At 61.3% G+C, this 15643-nt stretch carries 17 protein-coding genes; 11 read left to right on the top strand and 6 right to left on the bottom strand.

Annotated features, from left to right (window positions below; genetic code table 11):
- Positions 1 to 240: 240 nt before the first annotated feature.
- The 9 genes from QU606_RS25580 to QU606_RS25540 all read left to right on the top strand — a co-directional run bounded on the left by QU606_RS25580 (position 241) and on the right by QU606_RS25540 (position 9573).
- On the top strand, positions 241 to 1758 hold the full coding sequence (locus tag QU606_RS25580; protein WP_102623653.1) for an amino acid ABC transporter permease/ATP-binding protein: 1518 nt from the start codon (positions 241 to 243) through the stop codon (positions 1756 to 1758).
- 26 nt (positions 1759 to 1784) lie between these two features.
- A complete protein-coding gene (locus QU606_RS25575) occupies positions 1785 to 2657 on the top strand; it encodes a phytanoyl-CoA dioxygenase family protein (RefSeq protein ID WP_150055936.1) in 873 nt (290 codons plus the stop codon).
- A gap of 28 nt (positions 2658 to 2685) precedes the next feature.
- A complete protein-coding gene (locus QU606_RS25570; protein WP_024076550.1) occupies positions 2686 to 3516 on the top strand; it encodes an ABC transporter substrate-binding protein in 831 nt (276 codons plus the stop codon).
- Between the two features lie 52 nt (positions 3517 to 3568).
- A complete protein-coding gene (locus tag QU606_RS25565; protein ID WP_024076549.1) occupies positions 3569 to 4300 on the top strand; it encodes a class II aldolase and adducin N-terminal domain-containing protein in 732 nt (243 codons plus the stop codon).
- Between the two features lie 10 nt (positions 4301 to 4310).
- The gene (locus QU606_RS25560) at positions 4311 to 4988 is read left to right on the top strand and encodes a DUF1028 domain-containing protein (protein ID WP_304997765.1); all 678 of its coding nucleotides are present in this window, start codon (positions 4311 to 4313) and stop codon (positions 4986 to 4988) included.
- A complete protein-coding gene (gene argE / locus QU606_RS25555) occupies positions 4985 to 6136 on the top strand; it encodes an acetylornithine deacetylase (RefSeq protein ID WP_304997764.1) in 1152 nt (383 codons plus the stop codon). Before QU606_RS25560 ends, argE begins: the two co-directional genes overlap by 4 nt.
- 105 nt (positions 6137 to 6241) lie before the next feature.
- Positions 6242 to 6937: a tRNA (adenine(22)-N(1))-methyltransferase TrmK gene (locus tag QU606_RS25550; protein WP_024076544.1), complete on the top strand. Its 696-nt coding sequence runs from the start codon at positions 6242 to 6244 to the stop codon at positions 6935 to 6937.
- Positions 6938 to 6970: 33 nt separating this feature from the next.
- Entirely contained in the window at positions 6971 to 7279 is a 309-nt protein-coding gene (locus tag QU606_RS25545; RefSeq protein WP_024076543.1) for a DUF3144 domain-containing protein, read from the top strand.
- Between the two features lie 236 nt (positions 7280 to 7515).
- Positions 7516 to 9573, top strand: coding sequence for a methyl-accepting chemotaxis protein (locus QU606_RS25540; RefSeq protein ID WP_024076542.1), 2058 nt, complete (start codon positions 7516 to 7518; stop codon positions 9571 to 9573).
- A 244-nt stretch (positions 9574 to 9817) separates the two neighbouring features.
- Here QU606_RS25540 and QU606_RS25535 read toward each other — a convergent pair whose 3' ends face one another.
- Complete coding sequence (locus tag QU606_RS25535) at positions 9818 to 10444, bottom strand: glutathione S-transferase family protein (protein ID WP_069076629.1); 627 nt, start codon at positions 10442 to 10444, stop codon at positions 9818 to 9820.
- Positions 10445 to 10830: 386 nt separating this feature from the next.
- On the opposite strand from QU606_RS25535, the gene QU606_RS25525 reads away from it, so the two are divergent.
- The gene (locus tag QU606_RS25525; protein ID WP_024076538.1) at positions 10831 to 11562 is read left to right on the top strand and encodes a BPL-N domain-containing protein; all 732 of its coding nucleotides are present in this window, start codon (positions 10831 to 10833) and stop codon (positions 11560 to 11562) included.
- 159 nt (positions 11563 to 11721) lie between these two features.
- On the opposite strand, the gene QU606_RS25520 is transcribed toward QU606_RS25525, so the two are convergent.
- From QU606_RS25520 to QU606_RS25505, 4 genes are all read right to left on the bottom strand, one after another.
- Entirely contained in the window at positions 11722 to 12102 is a 381-nt protein-coding gene (locus QU606_RS25520; protein ID WP_024076537.1) for a cupin domain-containing protein, read from the bottom strand.
- Positions 12103 to 12603: 501 nt separating this feature from the next.
- Positions 12604 to 13011: a hypothetical protein gene (locus QU606_RS25515; RefSeq protein WP_024076536.1), complete on the bottom strand. Its 408-nt coding sequence runs from the start codon at positions 13009 to 13011 to the stop codon at positions 12604 to 12606.
- 116 nt (positions 13012 to 13127) lie between these two features.
- Positions 13128 to 13445: a hypothetical protein gene (locus tag QU606_RS25510; protein WP_024076535.1), complete on the bottom strand. Its 318-nt coding sequence runs from the start codon at positions 13443 to 13445 to the stop codon at positions 13128 to 13130.
- Between the two features lie 133 nt (positions 13446 to 13578).
- On the bottom strand, positions 13579 to 13797 hold the full coding sequence (locus QU606_RS25505) for a hypothetical protein (RefSeq protein ID WP_041160983.1): 219 nt from the start codon (positions 13795 to 13797) through the stop codon (positions 13579 to 13581).
- 228 nt (positions 13798 to 14025) lie between these two features.
- Here QU606_RS25505 and QU606_RS25500 point away from each other — a divergent pair, with 228 nt between their 5' ends.
- Positions 14026 to 14259, top strand: coding sequence for a hypothetical protein (locus QU606_RS25500; RefSeq protein ID WP_024076534.1), 234 nt, complete (start codon positions 14026 to 14028; stop codon positions 14257 to 14259).
- A 39-nt stretch (positions 14260 to 14298) separates the two neighbouring features.
- Here the strand turns inward: QU606_RS25500 and chrA are convergent, their stop codons facing one another.
- Positions 14299 to 15507, bottom strand: coding sequence for a chromate efflux transporter (chrA, locus tag QU606_RS25495; RefSeq protein WP_168232053.1), 1209 nt, complete (start codon positions 15505 to 15507; stop codon positions 14299 to 14301).
- Positions 15508 to 15643: the final 136 nt, after the last annotated feature.

The raw sequence follows: 15643 nt of genomic DNA, 5'->3' as shown, positions 1-15643 counted from the left end.
TCGCTCCTACAGAAGGCGACGTACGCTTAACTGAATGGCATTAGGGCAAGCCCCCTCCCACAGTGGATGTGGGGTGTTTTCAACAGTGGGGGAGGCGCTGCGTAGGTTCTGCCTACCCAGTGGACCGGCTTTTACGAATTGACCCCAAGTGCCTCTCGCCACGACTCTGAATCCATTGATGCAGATCAACGTTTTGCACGTTCGATCGGCCATTTCTTTTTTCTGCAGGGCACAGCGACGATGACATTTGACTGGAACTACATGTTGGGTTTGCTGGGTGACGCCGAGTTCTGGCGAGCGACGTGGACGGTGATCAAGCTCAGCACCCTGACCTGGGTCTTGAGCATCGGTTTTGGCTTTCTGCTGGCGCTGGCCAAGCAATCCAGGCACGCGCTGCTCAGCGTGCCGGCGCGGGGTTATATCTGGTTGTTCCGCAGCCTGCCGCTGCTGGTGCTGCTGATCTTTATCTACAACCTGCCCCAGGCGCTGCCCGCCACCTCGGTGGTGTTGGCCGACCCGTTCTGGTCCGGCCTGCTGGCCCTGGTGATCTGTGAAACGGCATACGTGGCCGAGATCCATCGCGGCGGTTTGCTCTCGATCCCCAAAGGTCAGGGCGAAGCGGCGCGGGCGTTGGGCCTGAAGTTTTTCGGCACCCAATGGCGCGTGGTGATCCCCCAGGCGCTGCGAGTGGCATTGCCGTCCCTGGCCAACGAATACATCTCCATCGTCAAGCTGACTTCGCTGGTGTCGGTGATCTCGCTGACGGAAATCCTGATGGTCGGTCAGCGCCTGTATTCGCAGAATTTCCTGGTGATCGAAACCATGGCCGCGGTGGCGTTCTTCTACGTGTTTATCGTCACGGTGTTCGACTTCCTGCTCAAACGCCTGGAGCGCCTTCTCGACGTCAACCAGCGCAATGTCTCGCGCGTTCCCGATGCGGCGGTGCTGGCCCTGGCCACACAACAGCGCAGCGCGTTGCAGCGCCCGGTGAGTACCGGTGTGTCGGCGCTGCAGGCCACGCGACTGCACAAGGCCTACAACGACATCGAGGTACTGGGCTCGGTCAACCTGCAAATCCAGCCGGGTGAAGTGGTGTCGGTGATCGGGCCGTCCGGCTCGGGCAAAACCACGTTGATCCGCCTGCTCAACGGCCTGGAGCCATTGGACAACGGCGAGATCCAGATCAACGGCCAGCCTTTCATTCACCTCAGCAAGGTCGGCGCGCAGAAACCCCAGTACACCGAGCACGCCGAGCACCGCCTGAACATCGGCATGGTGTTCCAGAGCTTCAACCTGTTCCCGCACTTGAACGTGCTCGACAACCTGCTGATGGCGCCCAAATACCACCGCCTGGGGCGTACCGACGAGCTCAAGCAACAGGCCTACGCGCTGCTGCACAAGGTCGGCATGCTCGACCATGCCTGGAAGTACCCGCACCAACTCTCCGGCGGCCAACAGCAGCGCGTGGCCATTGCCCGCGCCCTGATGATGCGCCCGCAGATCATGTTGTTCGACGAGCCCACCTCGGCGCTGGACCCGGAGAAAGTCAACGAAGTGCTGCAAGTCATCGAGGCCTTGGCCGAGGAGGGCATCACCATGGTGATCGTCACCCACGAGATGAATTTCGCGTTCAAGGTCTCCGACCGGATCGTGTTCATGGAGAAGGGGCGGGTGGTCTGCGACGACACGCCCGCGGTATTGCGCAGCGGTCAGAACCCACGCGTGGAGGCGTTCCTCAAGGACGTCTCGCTGGCGTGATCGCTTTAACGTTCAGGAAAAAGACAATGATCGAGCAAGCACAAATCGAGCAGTTCCAGCGCGACGGATACCTGGTGGTGGAAGGTGTGTTGTCGATGGACGAAGTGGCCGCGCTGCAGCACGACTTCGACCAGTGGGTCGAAGAAAGCCGGCGCCATGACCAGGGGTGGGGCGCTACCGTGGATGGCCGCGCGCGCTTCGACCTGGAAGGCGACCACCGGCCTGACCACCCCTCGTTGCGCCGGGTCAGCTCGCCCACCGAGATTTCCACGGTGTATGAACGCGTGGCCTTGCACTCGCGCATGGCGGCGATTTCCGCGCAGTTGATTGGTGGCGGTGGCGCGCGTTTCCACCACAGCAAGATCAACTCGAAACTGCCCCACACCGCGACCCAGGTGAAGTGGCACCAGGACTTTTTGTTCACGCCCCACAGCAACGACGACATCGTCACTGCGTTGCTGATGGTCAGTGAAGTCACCCCGCAAAATGGCCCGCTGAATGTGATCCCCGGCAGCCACAAAGGCCCGCTGTGGTCGCACTGGCAGAACCAGCGCTTCACCGGCGCGGTGGACGATGCGGTGGTGCAGGAACACTGCCAGCAACCGGTGGCCTGCTACGGCCCGGCCGGCTCCGTGTGCTTCATGCACACGCGGCTTTTACATGCTTCCAGCCCTAACGAGACCGAACTGCCGCGCACCCTCTTCATCAGCGTCTACGCCGCTGAAGACGCGCTGCCATTCGGCGAAAACCCACTGCCCAGCGCACATGCCGGCCTGCTGGTGGCCGGCGAAGAAAGTGGCGTGGTGCGTTCTACGGATAACCAACTGCGCTTGCCGCAGAAACCCCGTGGCGCCTCGTTCTTCGTGCAACAGGCCGGACAAGATTCTGCCACTGCCTAACCTCCCAACCCCCTTGCAGGTATTGACCATGACAGCGTTTCGTAAAAGTGTTCGCCCCCTTGCCGTGTGCCTGCTGGGCGCTGCGGTTGCGATGACTTCGTTGGCGGCTTCGGCGTTCCAGCAGGAAGGCAAGATCGTCGCCGGTTCCGATGTGACGTTCTTCCCCTACGAGTACATGGATAACAACAAGCCGGCGGGCTTTGATATCGAGTTCATGGACGGCCTGGGCAAGGTCATGGGGCGCAAGGTCGAGACCCTCGACACGCGCTTTCCCAACCTGATCACCGGCCTGCAAGCCGGGCGTTTCGATGTGACCAATTCGTCGATGTACATCACTGCCGAGCGGGTCAAAGTCATCGACATGATCCCCTACCTCAAGAGCGGCGAGTCGATCCTCACCCTCAAGGACAGTGCGTTCCAGCCCAAGACTCCGGAAGAATTCTGCGGCCACAAGATCGGCTCCATGGGCGCCACCTCGTGGCTGGCGCAGATGAACAAACTGTCGGCCGAGTACTGCGTGGCCAAAGGCTTGAAGCCGATCCTGATCAGCGAATACAGCACCGACCCGCAAACCACCCAGGCGCTGCTTGCGCATGCGGTGGAGGCGCAGATCACCGACGCGGCCGTGGCCCGTGGTGTGATCGACAAGCTGGGCAACCGCGTGGTGATTTCATCCGACACGTTGATCTACCCGGTGCTCAACGGCTTCGGCGTGAAGAAGGGCAATGACACGGTGAAAAAAGCCCTGCTCGACGGCCTGGACAAATACCGCGCCACGCCTGAGTACGCGGCCTTGCTCAAGAAATACAACTTCGAGGCGCCGACCGATGCCGACATTGCGGCGTTGATGCCCAAGTAACCTGACCCGCGCGCCGCAGTCCGCTGCGGCCGCGCCCTGCGGAGACCGATCCATGGCGTTATCCCTCGAAGAACAAACGCGCATCGACCTGGCGGCGACCTTTCGCATCATTGCCCACCTGGGCATGCACGAGGCCGTGGCCAACCACTTCAGTGCCGCCGTGTCGGCCGATGGCAAACAGTTTTTGCTCAACCCGAAGTGGAAGCACTTCTCCAGGATCCGGGCCAGCGATCTGTTGCTGCTCAACGCTGATGACTCATCCTGGGCCGAGCACCCGAACGTGGACGCCACTGCCTGGTCGATCCACGGGCAAATCCACCGCCTGCTGCCGCACACCCGTGCTGTGCTGCACTTGCACCCGGTCTACACCACGGCGGTGGCGTGCCTGGCCACACCGCATATCCCGCCGATCGACCAGAACACCGCGCGCTATTTCAACCGTGTCGCGGTGGATGAACTCTACGGCGGCATGGCCGACACCGAGGCCGAAGGCGCGCGCCTGGCCGGCTTGCTCGACGGCAAGCGCCGCCTGCTGATGGGCAACCACGGCGTGATGGTGACGGCCTCGTCCATCGGTGAAGCCTTCGACGATATCTGGACCCTGGAGCGTGCCTGCCAGATCCTCGTCACAGCGTGGTCCACGGGGCAGCCGCTGCGAGTGTTGTCCGATGACGTCGCGGAGAAAACCGCACGAAGTTGGGAAGGCATTGCGGATTTCTCACGCCGGCACTTTGAAGAAATGAAGCAGATGATGATCGACGCCGACCCCTCGGTACTCGATTGAGGAGCGCTCAATGACTTTTTCAGTTGTCGCCCGCTGCGCCGAAACGGGCCAGTTGGGTATAGCAATCAGCTCATCGAGCATTGCGGTGGGCGCCCGTTGCCCATGGCTGCGGCCCGGGGTGGGCGCGGTGGCCTCGCAGAATATTACCTTGCCGAGCCTGGGGCCGCAGGTGCTGGACGTGTTGGAGCAGGGCATGGCAGCCAGTGAGGCGCTTGGCGCGGTGCTTGCCGGCCAGGAGTATCGTGAATATCGTCAAGTAACGGTGATCGATAGCCAGGGGCGCACCGCGCATTACAGCGGTGCCCAGACCCTGGGCATTCACGACGCGGTCAGCGGGGAGCAGTGTGTTGCCGCCGGAAATATGCTGGCCAATCGCGCAGTGATCAGCGCCATGGTACGCGCCTTTGAGCGCGCCAGCGGGCACCTGGCCGAGCGCCTGCTTGCCGCGATGCACGCCGGCCAGGCCGAGGGCGGCGAAGCCGGGCCGGTGCATTCGGCGGCCCTGGTGGTGGTCGATGACCTGCCGTGGCCTATCGTCAACTTGCGTGTGGACTGGGCCGATACAGACCCGATTGGCGGCCTCGACCAACTCTGGCAGGCCTATCGCCCGCAACTGCAGGACTACCTCGACCGCGCCCTCAACCCGCACCTTGCACCGGGCTATGCGGTGCCGGGAGACGATCGATGAACCACAGCCGTGACCTGCTGGCGCAACTGGTGCGCTTTGACACCACCAGCCGCGAATCCAACCTGGCGCTGATCGACTTCGTGCGCACCTATTTGCAGGGCCACGGCGTTGCCTGTGAACTGTTATTCAACGAACACAAGAGCAAGGCCAACCTGCTGGCGACCATTGGCCCGGCGGATGTGCCGGGCATCGTGTTGTCCGGGCACACCGATGTGGTGCCGGTGGACGGCCAACGCTGGAGCGTGGCGCCGTTCGAGCTGACGGAACAGGACGGCAGGTTATACGGGCGTGGCACGGCTGACATGAAGGGCTATATCGCCTGCGTACTGGCCTGCGTGCCAACGCTGGTACAGGCGCCGTTGCGCATGCCGGTGCACATTGCGCTGTCCTATGACGAAGAAGTGGGCTGCCTGGGTGTGCGGGCGTTGATCGAAAGGTTTCAGGCCCAACCGGTCAAGCCGCTGCTATGCGTGATCGGTGAGCCCACCGAGCTCAAGCCGGTGCTGGGGCACAAGGGCAAATTGGCCATGCGTTGCGACGTACACGGTGCGGCGTGTCATTCGGCGTATGCGCCGTCGGGCGTCAACGCCATCGAATACGCGGCGCGCTTGATCAGTGAACTGGTACGGCTTGGCGAAACACTCAAGGCGCCGGCGCAGCTGGATCCGCGTTTTGAACCGCCATTCTCCACGGTGCAGACCGGTGTGATCAGCGGCGGCAAGGCACTGAATATCGTCCCGCAGCAGTGCACGTTTGACTTTGAAGTGCGCTCGCTGCCGGCCCATGATCCCTGGCTGGTGGCCAACCAACTGCGTGATTACGCCGAGCACACCCTGCTACCGGCGATGCAGGCGGTGAGTGCGCAGTGCGCGATCGGCTTCAGCGAGTTGTCGAGCTACCCCGGCCTGGTGACCTCGCTGGAAAGCCAGGCCGCCGAGTGGGTCGCGCAATTTTGCGGCTCTCGAGACTACGGCACCGTCGCCTTTGGCACCGAGGGCGGCCTGTTTGACCAGGTGGGGATTCCCACGGTGGTGTGCGGGCCGGGGAGCATGGAGCAGGGGCACAAGGCCGATGAATTTATCAGCCTGGCGCAACTGGAGGCGTGTGATCGGATGTTGGCGCGGGTAGTGGGGTTTGTGCGCCATTGAATGGCAAGGCCGGCCGTGTTTTCAGGCGCCAGCCTTTACCTCATCTTCTTCACCCAGCATGATGCGCCGCTCGCACTGACATTCGCGGTGAAGAAGGAACCTCAGTTGAACGAACACACACTCTCCACCCGCCTGGAACGCGTGGCGGCGCATGTGCCGCCTGGGGCGCGGTTGGCGGATATCGGCTCGGACCACGCCTACCTGCCGGTGGCGTTGATGCGTCGCGGTGTGATCGCAGCAGCGGTGGCGGGGGAGGTGGCGGCGACGCCCTTCCACGCGGCGGAACGGACCGTGCGCGACAATGGCCTGGAGCAGCAAGTCAGCGTGCGCCTGGCCGATGGCTTGGCGGCCGTCACGCCGGCAGATGCGATCACCGCCGTCAGCCTGTGCGGCATGGGCGGCGAGACGATCCGTGACATCCTCGCCAGCGGCACGGCGTACCTCAACGGCCAGGAGCGTCTGATCCTGCAACCCAACGGCGGCGAGCAATCGCTGCGCCACTGGCTGATGGACAATGGCTACCGCATCCTGGTCGAGGAGCTGTTGCAGGAAAACCGTTTCTACTACGAAATCATCGTCGCCGAACGTGCCGAACCAGTGGTGTACAGTGCCGAGGCGTTGTACTTCGGCCCGCTGCTGATGCAGGCGCGCAGCCCGGTGTTCCTGGCCAAATGGCAACGCCTGCTGCGCCAGAAACACAAGACCCTGGCCAGTTTCCAGCAAGCGCGGCAGGCGGTGCCGCAGGCCAAGGTGCAGGAACTTGTCCAGCAGGTGCAGTGGATTACCGCGTTGCTGGCTTGAACTCAATTCAACGACTCATCAAGGAAGCCCACCATGGCAGACGCCACCGACTCAGCCTTCTACGACCGCGCCGACGCCCATATCGAGCTGTCGAACGAGCAACTCAAGACCCTTGAAAACATCGGCCAGGTCAGCGCCTCGATGACCTTCGGGACCACGCGTTTCAATGCCTGGGCCAGCGCGCGCAGTTTCAAGTCCGGGGCGGAGATGGCCGACGCGCGCGAAGCGCTGTTGAAGTATTTCACCGAGCAATACCGACTGATGCTTGAGGACAATCTGGATGACCACATCAACAATTTCAGCCAGTACATGCAGGTAAATGCGTCGCCCGCCGGCGAATAAGCGAAAGGGGCGTAAAGAGCGGTTACAGTTTGCCCAGCGTACCTGAGTGCTTTTGCCCCATTTTCGTGCGCGCCGCGCCCGTTATTCAGCCGCACCCTGCCTATCTGCGGGCCCCATGCCGACGGCCCGTATCTTGCTTGAGCCTTCTCAATCAATGACATGGCATTTTGCCGTTAGTCATTTCATGGTTTCGCCCTGCGTTGTACCACGTGGGTTGTTTTGGGGAGTGGTCGGCCATGCACAGTCTTTTATTACCCGGTATCCGCCTGCTCGGACGTTTTGGTTTTGCGCGCAAGTTCCAGATTCTATTCATTCTGTTCATGCTGCCCCTGGCCGGGAGCCTGTGGCTGATCGGGTTGGACTATCGCGATAAATTAGCGGTGATTTCCAGCGAAACGTCCGGCGTTCACCAACTGCTGGCCTTGGATTCGCTGGATGGCCAATTGACCGCCCAGCGCAACCTGGCGTCGCGCTGGAAAGCCCTGGACCTGCTGCGTGAACCGACGCCTGCGGCCAAGGTGGCGATGGACAAGGTGGATGCCAATAACCCGCTGATCCTGCAAAGTCTGCAAGCCCTGGGCGATGCGCTCAAGGCTCGGGGCGTCAGCGCTGACACCCTGGCCCGCTTCGAGGCGTTGCAGGCAACGGTCAAGGGCATGGACGTGCAATCCCTGCGTACGGTGGGCTGGTGGCCGGACGGTTACGACCGCTTCACCTCGGCCCTGACCGCCCTGCAAACCCTGCGCGAGCAGATCGCCCTCGACACCGGCCTGATCCTCGATCCCTGGCTGGAAACTTACCTGCTGATGCAGGTTTCCACCCAGCAAACGCCAGACCTGATCGAGCGTATCGGGCGCATGGCCAGTGTGGGTCAGTCGTCCGTCGCCTCGGGGCAGTTCACCTTGCAAAGCCGTTTGCAGATGCGTGACCTGCGCAGCCGCATCGGCGATGCGCGGGAGCAACTGGTCAAGGCGACGGCCTCGCTCAAGGCCAAGCAATACCCTGGCCTGGAACCCTGGATCGCCCAGTACGACAACAGCCTGCAATTGCTGGATAGCGAGCTCAAAGTGCTTGACGATGGCGTGTTCGGCGGCAGCATCAAGCTCGATCCCGCCGGTTTCGAGCGCAGTGTCGACGCCATGCTCGGTAGCCTGGGCGCGCTGCGCAACCAGTCGCTGGGCTCACTGGAAGCGCGCCTGAGCTATTACCACGACCGTTCCCTTCAGCAGTTCATCCCTGTAGTGGCGACGTTCAGCCTGCTGGCCTTGGCGGCGCTGTACCTGTTCATGTGCCTGCAAGCCTCGATCCGCCGCAGTGCCAGCGGTATCACCACCTTGGCCGAGTCCCTGCGTGACGGCAACCTGTGCGTGGAAGTGGCGGTGGAAGGGCGCGACGAACTGGCGGTCATCAGCACCGCGCTCAACGTGGCGGTGGTGCAGTTGCGCACCAGCCTGCTCGGGGTCAACCACGAGACCCAGCAGCTCGGTTCTGCCGTGCTCACCCTCAATACGCAATCGAGCAGCACCCTCGGCGACGTCGAAGACCAGCAACACCAGATCAGCCAGATCGCCGCCGCCGCCACGCAGTTGGCCGCCACCTCCATGGGCGTCGCCAAGAGCTGTGAACAAGCCTCCGGCAGCGCCCAGCAGACCCGGCGCATCGCCGAAGACAGCAGCCGCGACAGCCTGCGCACCACGGCGAGCATCCAGCAGCTCAACCAGCGCCTGACCGACACGGCCAACGCCCTGGAGCAAGTGAGCCAGCAGGGCCAGCAGATTCAATCGGTGGTCGACACCATTCGCGGCATCGCCGAACAAACCAACCTGCTGGCGCTCAACGCCGCCATCGAAGCCGCTCGCGCCGGCGAGCAGGGCAGGGGCTTTGCCGTGGTGGCCGATGAAGTGCGCAGCCTGTCACAACGCACCCAGGCCTCCACCGCGCAGATCGCCAGCACGGTGGACAGCCTGCGCGCCACGGTCAGCCAGGCCGTCACGCTGATGGGCGCCGCCTGCGAACAGGCGCTGACCGATGCCGAGTCCGTTACCGGGCTGGGCACGCGGCTGGGCGAGATCGCCGGGGCTGTGCAGAACGTCACCGACACCCTGGCGCAGATTGCGGCGGCGGTGGAAGAGCAAGCCACCACGGCGGATGAAGTGAGCGGCAATATCCAACAGGTCGACCAGGCGGCAGGGCGCTTGCTCGACGGCGCGCGGGCGGTGAATCAGGCGGCGGATACGCTGAGCAAGGGCAGCCGTGCCCTGAGCGACAACACCGCGCGTTTTCGCCTGAGCTGAACGCTCACCGCGTTTGCTGTGGCGAGCTAGCTGTTGTGGAGTGGGCCGTTGTGGCGAGCGGGGTTGTTGTTGTTGTTGTTGTTGTTGTTGTTGTTGTTGTTGTGGCGAGCGGGCTTGCCCCGCGTTGGGCTGCGAAGCAGCCCCTTTACAGGCGATGTGTTTTTAACTGACACACCGCGGTGCCTGGTTTTGGGGCTGCTGCGCAGCCCAACGCGGGGCAAGCCCGCTCGCCACAACAGCGTCCTCACTTCGCAAACGCATACGCTCCGCCCTGTTCCAACGCCTGGCGATACGCGGGGCGCGCCTGGAACCGCTGCACCCAGGCGGCCAGGTTCGGGTAGGCCTGCAACTTGCCCTGGGCCTTGGCAATCTCGCCGATAAAGCTCATCTGGATATCCGCGCCGCTCAACGTGTCACCCACCAGATATGGAGAGTTGCCCAGGGCGTCGTTCAGATAACCCAGGTAATTGGCCACCTCGGACTCGATACGCGGATGCAACGGCGCACCGGCTTCACCCAGGCGCCCGACGTACAGGTTGAGCATCAACGGCAACATGGCCGAACCTTCGGCGAAGTGCAGCCACTGCACGTACTCGTCATAGGTGGCGGTCGCCGGGTCTGGCTGCAGGCGGCCTTCGCCATGGCGGCGGATCAGGTAGTCGATAATCGCAGCGGACTCGATCACCACGCGGGAGCCGTCTTCAATCACCGGGGATTTGCCCAGTGGATGAATGGCCTTGAGCTCCGGTGGCGCAAGATTGGTTTTCGGGTCGCGCTGGTAGCGCTTGATCTCGTAGGGCAGGCCGAGCTCTTCGAGCAGCCATAGAATGCGCTGCGAGCGCGAGTTGTTGAGGTGGTGGACAATGATCATGTGAGGCTCCGCTGGGCAAAAGTGGGTGTTCAGGTAGAGACTGCGCTGCTGCGAAGGAGTGCCCTAATTGACCGGTTCGTCGGCAAACGCTGCGTCGATAAAGGCTTTCAGCCCCTTCTCCTCCAGAATCTCGATGGAGAAGTGCCCGAAGCGTTTGGGCAACCCGATAATGCGCCCACCGCTCGCCACAACAACCCTATCTCGAGATGCTCGACCAATATATAGACGTGACTGAATTTCAGATCCATTGCATGCCGCCTTTCGAGCCGGCCTGCAGGGTACCCAAGGCACCTGGGGTGTTTACAACTGTTAACGGATTCAACAGCCCATTCGATTTAGGCTGTGCGCTGGATCACCCATGCCCTCCCTGCCAAGAGCCCACTGCCATGAAGTCGTACGCTATCGCCGCCGCGTTACTGGCGTTTGCCACAGTGTCGGCGCACGCCGCCACACCCCTCACCCATGTGGCGATCTACCGCGGCCCGGCGGGCTGCGAGGACTGTTCGGAAAGCGTGAAAAGGGCACTGCTGCGTCTCGACCCGACTTACCAGATCGACTTCGTCGGCGCCGACGAACCGATCGACATCACCGCGCAAACCCTCGCCCGCTACGATCTCTATGTGCAACCCGGCGGCGGCCAGGACATTCCCGCCGCCCTCGACAGCCTGGGCGATGCTCGCGTCGAGGCCATTCGCAATTATGTCGCCCAGGGTGGTCGTTACCTGGGCTTGTGCATGGGCGCCTACCTGGCGGACGAAAACAACTTCGGCCTGATCCCGCAGGCCCTCGACAGCGAAGTCGGCCGCCCAGGCTTTGAAGTGACCACCCTCGACGACGCGGCGGTTCGCGTCACCTGGGCGGGCAAGCCGGACCACGCCTTCTATCAGGATGGCCCTTACTTCCCCACACCCCGCACGACCACACGCTATAAAACCCTTGCGACCTACCATAACGGCGACGTCGCCGCGGCGCGTTATGCCTATGAAAAAGGCGTGGTGGTACTGAGCGGCCCCCATCCGGAAGCCGGGCAGGCGTGGTTTGAAAGTGCCGATATCCCGTGGAACAAGAGGCCGCGTGGCGAGCTGTTTGCGGCGTTGATACACAGTGTTGAAGAGTAGGGGAGGCTGATTAACCCATCACGACCGACGCCGTCTATTGGTGGGCGCAGTGGTTTTTACCGGTGCATCAGGCGGCTTGCACCGCCTCACCCGTTGGCCGTACTCGCTATCCTCGCCCTCGGCGCCAAGTTCAAAAGCGGGGCGACGAGCCCCAGCCGTTCAGATCCACAGATCATTCGTGGCAGTGCGCTCTCCGCCTTCATGGCCAGTGTTCAGAATGCCGCGCGGTTCGATCATCATCAGCTTGGCTTCACCTTCGGCGGCCGTCCGATGCTCGACGCCACGGGGGACCACATACAGTTCACCCGGCGCCACGTACACGGGGCCTTCCGGAAGGTCGATACGCAGCGTCCCTTCAAGCACAAGAAACGCCTCGTCGGTTTCCGGGTGCGAGTGCCAGATGAATTCTCCTTCGATACGCACCACCTTGAACTGGTAGTCGTTCATCTCGGCGACGACCCTCGGGCTCCATTGCTCGTTGATGAGCGACGCTTTTTGCGTGAGGTTTACAGGTTGTGTTGGGTGCTGTGACTGGGCCATGACCGATACTCGGGTAGTTGAGAGGTGTCAGGATATCGAGGGGGTGGTTAGCTGGCTTGTACGATCCTGCATGTTGAAATAGTTGATCGACGATGCGCAAACGCTCACGGACTGGGCCTGAATCCAGCGGGCTATAGCCAGCGTACCTATGCCAGGCAGTTAGGCTGCAATAGTTTTGTTGTGCAGGCCGAGTTTCCCTGGGGGGACACCGTCCTGGTGCCGAATGACGACACGTGGCAACGTATTGTTGAAGGGTTAACGTTGGCGGAGACGGAAACGCAAGGGCGGCCCGAGGATTAGCCGCAGCAGTGGCATGAGGGATATCAGCGAAATGCGGTTGGATGGGCAGCGGAGTTGTTGCGGTTGATTGTGCGGTGATGCCAGGGGGATTAAGAAGTCTCAACGTCGGGGGCAGAACTCAGGCTCTTACGAATATGGTCTGCCCCCGATTCGAACAATTAAAACTCCGTTTTTATGGAATATATCGTTGGTGTGTATGCGCTAGATATATTTAAAGTCAAATTTATGGCTCATGAAGCTAATGTCCGACTCGTCTCGGCAGGCAATTACGCCAAATTTCCAAGATTTTTTCTCTATTTTTTCCAGGTCAACATTTAAAGGCCACCAAGCGAAATAGACTTGGGATACCGGGTGTCTGCTAATGGTGTGCGCTGCGCACAGTTTGATACCGTGCCCTTTATGGTTGAGTGTTCCGTTAGTAAGGGACATTGCAATTTTATCCCCTACACCTTCGCCAAAGTCATCTCGCCTGGCATGCCCGACTTGAGGGTGGATAACTAGGCCGTCACCTTCTTGCGCACAAAGATTTAAAAAGAAATCAAAAAGTTTTGCTGTCTTTTCGAGTTCTCGGGGGGCGATCAGTTTTATGTATCTTATTGGCTTGCTCATGATCTGCTCATAGTTGTCGGGGCGTGGACCGGCATCATTGGATTCCGGCATTTTCAGCGAACTAGAGGTGTCGCGTTATGGCGGGGTATAGATTGATGGGTACTATGTGGTTTTGATTACTGGCTGAAAGTGTTGCAGGATTCATTGGTTGCGGTGATGTAGGTGCTGCTTTTGTTCGCGCTGACGAAACCATGCATTAAACTGATCGCTACCCGCCCCGAACTAATGTCAGTGAGATAGATGTTTCTAGCAATTTGGTAGTCGTTGTTGTTGCTGTCTTTTTTTATGTAATAAGTTGTTTTGTCGTTGATTCGACAAATAATACCAAAATCCCTATTTTGAGAGTCAGGGACCAACAACGTTTTGGCGGGCTCTGCAGCGACTAATCCGCTGATAGTGGACAAGATAATAGATAGGGCGAGGTGTTTCTTCATTATATGCACTCCATGCAAAATACTAGAATATCACCGGGTAGTGGCTATGGGCCATTATTTTTTTTCGTCCGGTGCGCGATTTTTGTTCTAGGCCGCGTTAATACAGCCGGACGGAGAGCCGCAGTGGTGCGAGTTAATTGATCTGAAAAATGCCAGCAATTGCATTCAGGGCTTTGCTGCCGTCAGCTGCGTAAAGCTCATGCAGCAAGCCCTGATCGCTGAGACGATGCAGACGGAAATGGTTATAGAAAGCCTGGCCCAGCCGCTGATGGTCGAAAGCACCTTGCTGCCAAAGCGTCAGGAATTCATCGTAGGTCGCTTTCTCGATTTGCAGTCTTATCACGCTTTCCAATGTGGGCCTCAACGGCGTGGGAGGTCTGGCCGGAGCCTACAAAGTCCGGGCGGCTGGCGCAACCCAATGCCCTTCAGTCAAGCGCTTTGATGTGTCAAACAAAGCAGATCCAATTTGAAACCGTCGAGCGTCTGGCCGAAAGCAACCCCTTTCTCCGCTAACCGGTCTACCATGCCACCCCGGCAGTGGTTCCACGCGCTACCGATCTCCATCCTTGAAGGTACCGTAATGACCATCGACCAAATCTCCCTGCCCAAAGGTGTAGGCCCTCACGCCGCCAAGCTTCTCGACGCCATCACGGGCGCGGCCACTCACGAAGAGCTCAACCGTGCCGGCGGCAAGGCGGAAGGTTTTGTGCTGGGTCTAGAATCCACCAAAGCCATCAAAAGCCAAATCGCCGAGTCGTTGTACGTGGCTTACGACGACGCGGCGAGTCATCGGTTGGGCGAGTTGAAGGGCTAGGGATTCACTCGGCAGGGCGATGCGCGTGGGCTGCGAGCTTCACAGCGTAAGACTCAATAACCATCCCGCCGCGCCGCTTCCTACCACCACCAGCCACGGTGGCAGCTTCCACACCATCAACGCCACCACGCCAATCAGCGCCAGGCCGAAGTCCTGGGCGGTAAAGATCGCGCTGGTCCACACCGGCTGATACAACGCCGCCAGCAACAGGCCGACCACCGCGGCGTTCACGCCTGCCAGCGCGGCCTGGGTGCGAGGGCTGCGGCGCAGGCTTTCCCAGAAGGGCAGTGCGCCCATCACTAGCAAAAACGACGGTGCGAAGATCGCCAGCAGGCAGAGCAGGCCGCCGAGCCAGCCGGTCGGGGCTTGGGTCATGGAGGCCCCGAGGAAAGCCGCGAAGGTGAACAAGGGGCCGGGCATGGCTTGGGCGGCACCGTAGCCGGCCAGGAACACGTCGTTGCTGACCCAGCCGGTGGGCACGACTTCGGCTTGCAGCAGGGGCAGCACCACGTGGCCGCCGCCAAATACCAGCGCGCCGGTGCGGTAGAAGGCGTCGGTTAACGCCAGGCCTGGGTTGGGGAGCCAGTGGGCCAGGATCGGCAGACCGGCCAGCACCAGCACAAACAGCGATAACCACATTGCCCCTGCACGACGGCTGATGGTCACGGGCAACGCATCGTGCGCGGCGGGCGGTGTGGGCTTGAACAGCAGCAGGCCAGCCACCGCTGCTGCGCTGATCACCCCGACCTGGCCCCACGCAGAGCTTTGCAGCAGGGCCACGCAGGCGGCGAGCAGCATCAGGGTGATGCGCGGTGCGTCGGTACACAGGTTGCGCGCCATGCCCCATACGGCCTGGGCGACCACCGCGACAGCCACCACCTTGAGGCCGTGCAGCGCGCCGGGCGGGATGGCGGTGCTGTGTTGGGCAATGCCCAGGGCAAACAGGATCAGCACGACGGCGGACGGCAGCGTAAACCCCAGCCACGCCGCCAGCGCTCCGCCGTAGCCGGCCCGCGACAGGCCGAGCGCGATGCCCACCTGGCTGCTGGCCGGGCCGGGCAGGAACTGGCACAGCGCGACCAAATCCCCATAGCTGCGCTCGCTCAGCCAGCCGCGCCGGGTCACGAATTCGTGCCTGAAATAGCCCAGGTGCGCGACGGGACCGCCGAAGGAGGTCAGGCCCAGACGCAGGAAGATCAGGAACACTCCCCAGATGCGGGTGGGGCGATCAGTGGGGGAGTGGGCCAAGGTGCAGGGTCTCGATAAGGGCAAAATAGGCTAGGGTATCGAGGCACCTTAGCGAATTTTGATGACGCACAGAAGAGGCGCCCGCTCGCGCAAATCGCCACGCCGGATGGAATTTTTGCGCGCGTGCTGGAGTCAT

Source organism: Pseudomonas sp. OVF7 (assembly GCF_030644265.1).
In the GTDB taxonomy this organism is placed as follows: Bacteria; Pseudomonadota; Gammaproteobacteria; order Pseudomonadales; family Pseudomonadaceae; genus Aquipseudomonas; species Aquipseudomonas gorinensis.
The sequence above is the reverse complement of the archived record's forward strand: the minus strand, read 5'-3'. Positions and strand labels throughout refer to the sequence as shown.

Excerpts from the sequence above, each read along its gene's own strand:
- QU606_RS25525 (WP_024076538.1), top strand. The coding sequence starts at position 10,831 with ATGAAGTCGTACGCTATCGCCGCCGCGTTACTGGCGTTTGCCACAGTG.
- QU606_RS25575 (WP_150055936.1), top strand. The coding sequence starts at position 1,785 with ATGATCGAGCAAGCACAAATCGAGCAGTTCCAGCGCGACGGATACCTG.
- QU606_RS25500 (WP_024076534.1), top strand. The coding sequence starts at position 14,026 with ATGACCATCGACCAAATCTCCCTGCCCAAAGGTGTAGGCCCTCACGCC.
- QU606_RS25515 (WP_024076536.1), bottom strand. The coding sequence starts at position 13,011 with ATGAGCAAGCCAATAAGATACATAAAACTGATCGCCCCCCGAGAACTC.
- QU606_RS25570 (WP_024076550.1), top strand. The coding sequence starts at position 2,686 with ATGACAGCGTTTCGTAAAAGTGTTCGCCCCCTTGCCGTGTGCCTGCTG.
- QU606_RS25540 (WP_024076542.1), top strand. The coding sequence starts at position 7,516 with ATGCACAGTCTTTTATTACCCGGTATCCGCCTGCTCGGACGTTTTGGT.
- QU606_RS25580 (WP_102623653.1), top strand. The coding sequence starts at position 241 with ATGACATTTGACTGGAACTACATGTTGGGTTTGCTGGGTGACGCCGAG.
- QU606_RS25565 (WP_024076549.1), top strand. The coding sequence starts at position 3,569 with ATGGCGTTATCCCTCGAAGAACAAACGCGCATCGACCTGGCGGCGACC.
- QU606_RS25545 (WP_024076543.1), top strand. The coding sequence starts at position 6,971 with ATGGCAGACGCCACCGACTCAGCCTTCTACGACCGCGCCGACGCCCAT.
- QU606_RS25560 (WP_304997765.1), top strand. The coding sequence starts at position 4,311 with ATGACTTTTTCAGTTGTCGCCCGCTGCGCCGAAACGGGCCAGTTGGGT.
- QU606_RS25535 (WP_069076629.1), bottom strand. The coding sequence starts at position 10,444 with ATGATCATTGTCCACCACCTCAACAACTCGCGCTCGCAGCGCATTCTA.
- argE (WP_304997764.1), top strand. The coding sequence starts at position 4,985 with ATGAACCACAGCCGTGACCTGCTGGCGCAACTGGTGCGCTTTGACACC.
- QU606_RS25510 (WP_024076535.1), bottom strand. The coding sequence starts at position 13,445 with ATGAAGAAACACCTCGCCCTATCTATTATCTTGTCCACTATCAGCGGA.
- QU606_RS25520 (WP_024076537.1), bottom strand. The coding sequence starts at position 12,102 with ATGGCCCAGTCACAGCACCCAACACAACCTGTAAACCTCACGCAAAAA.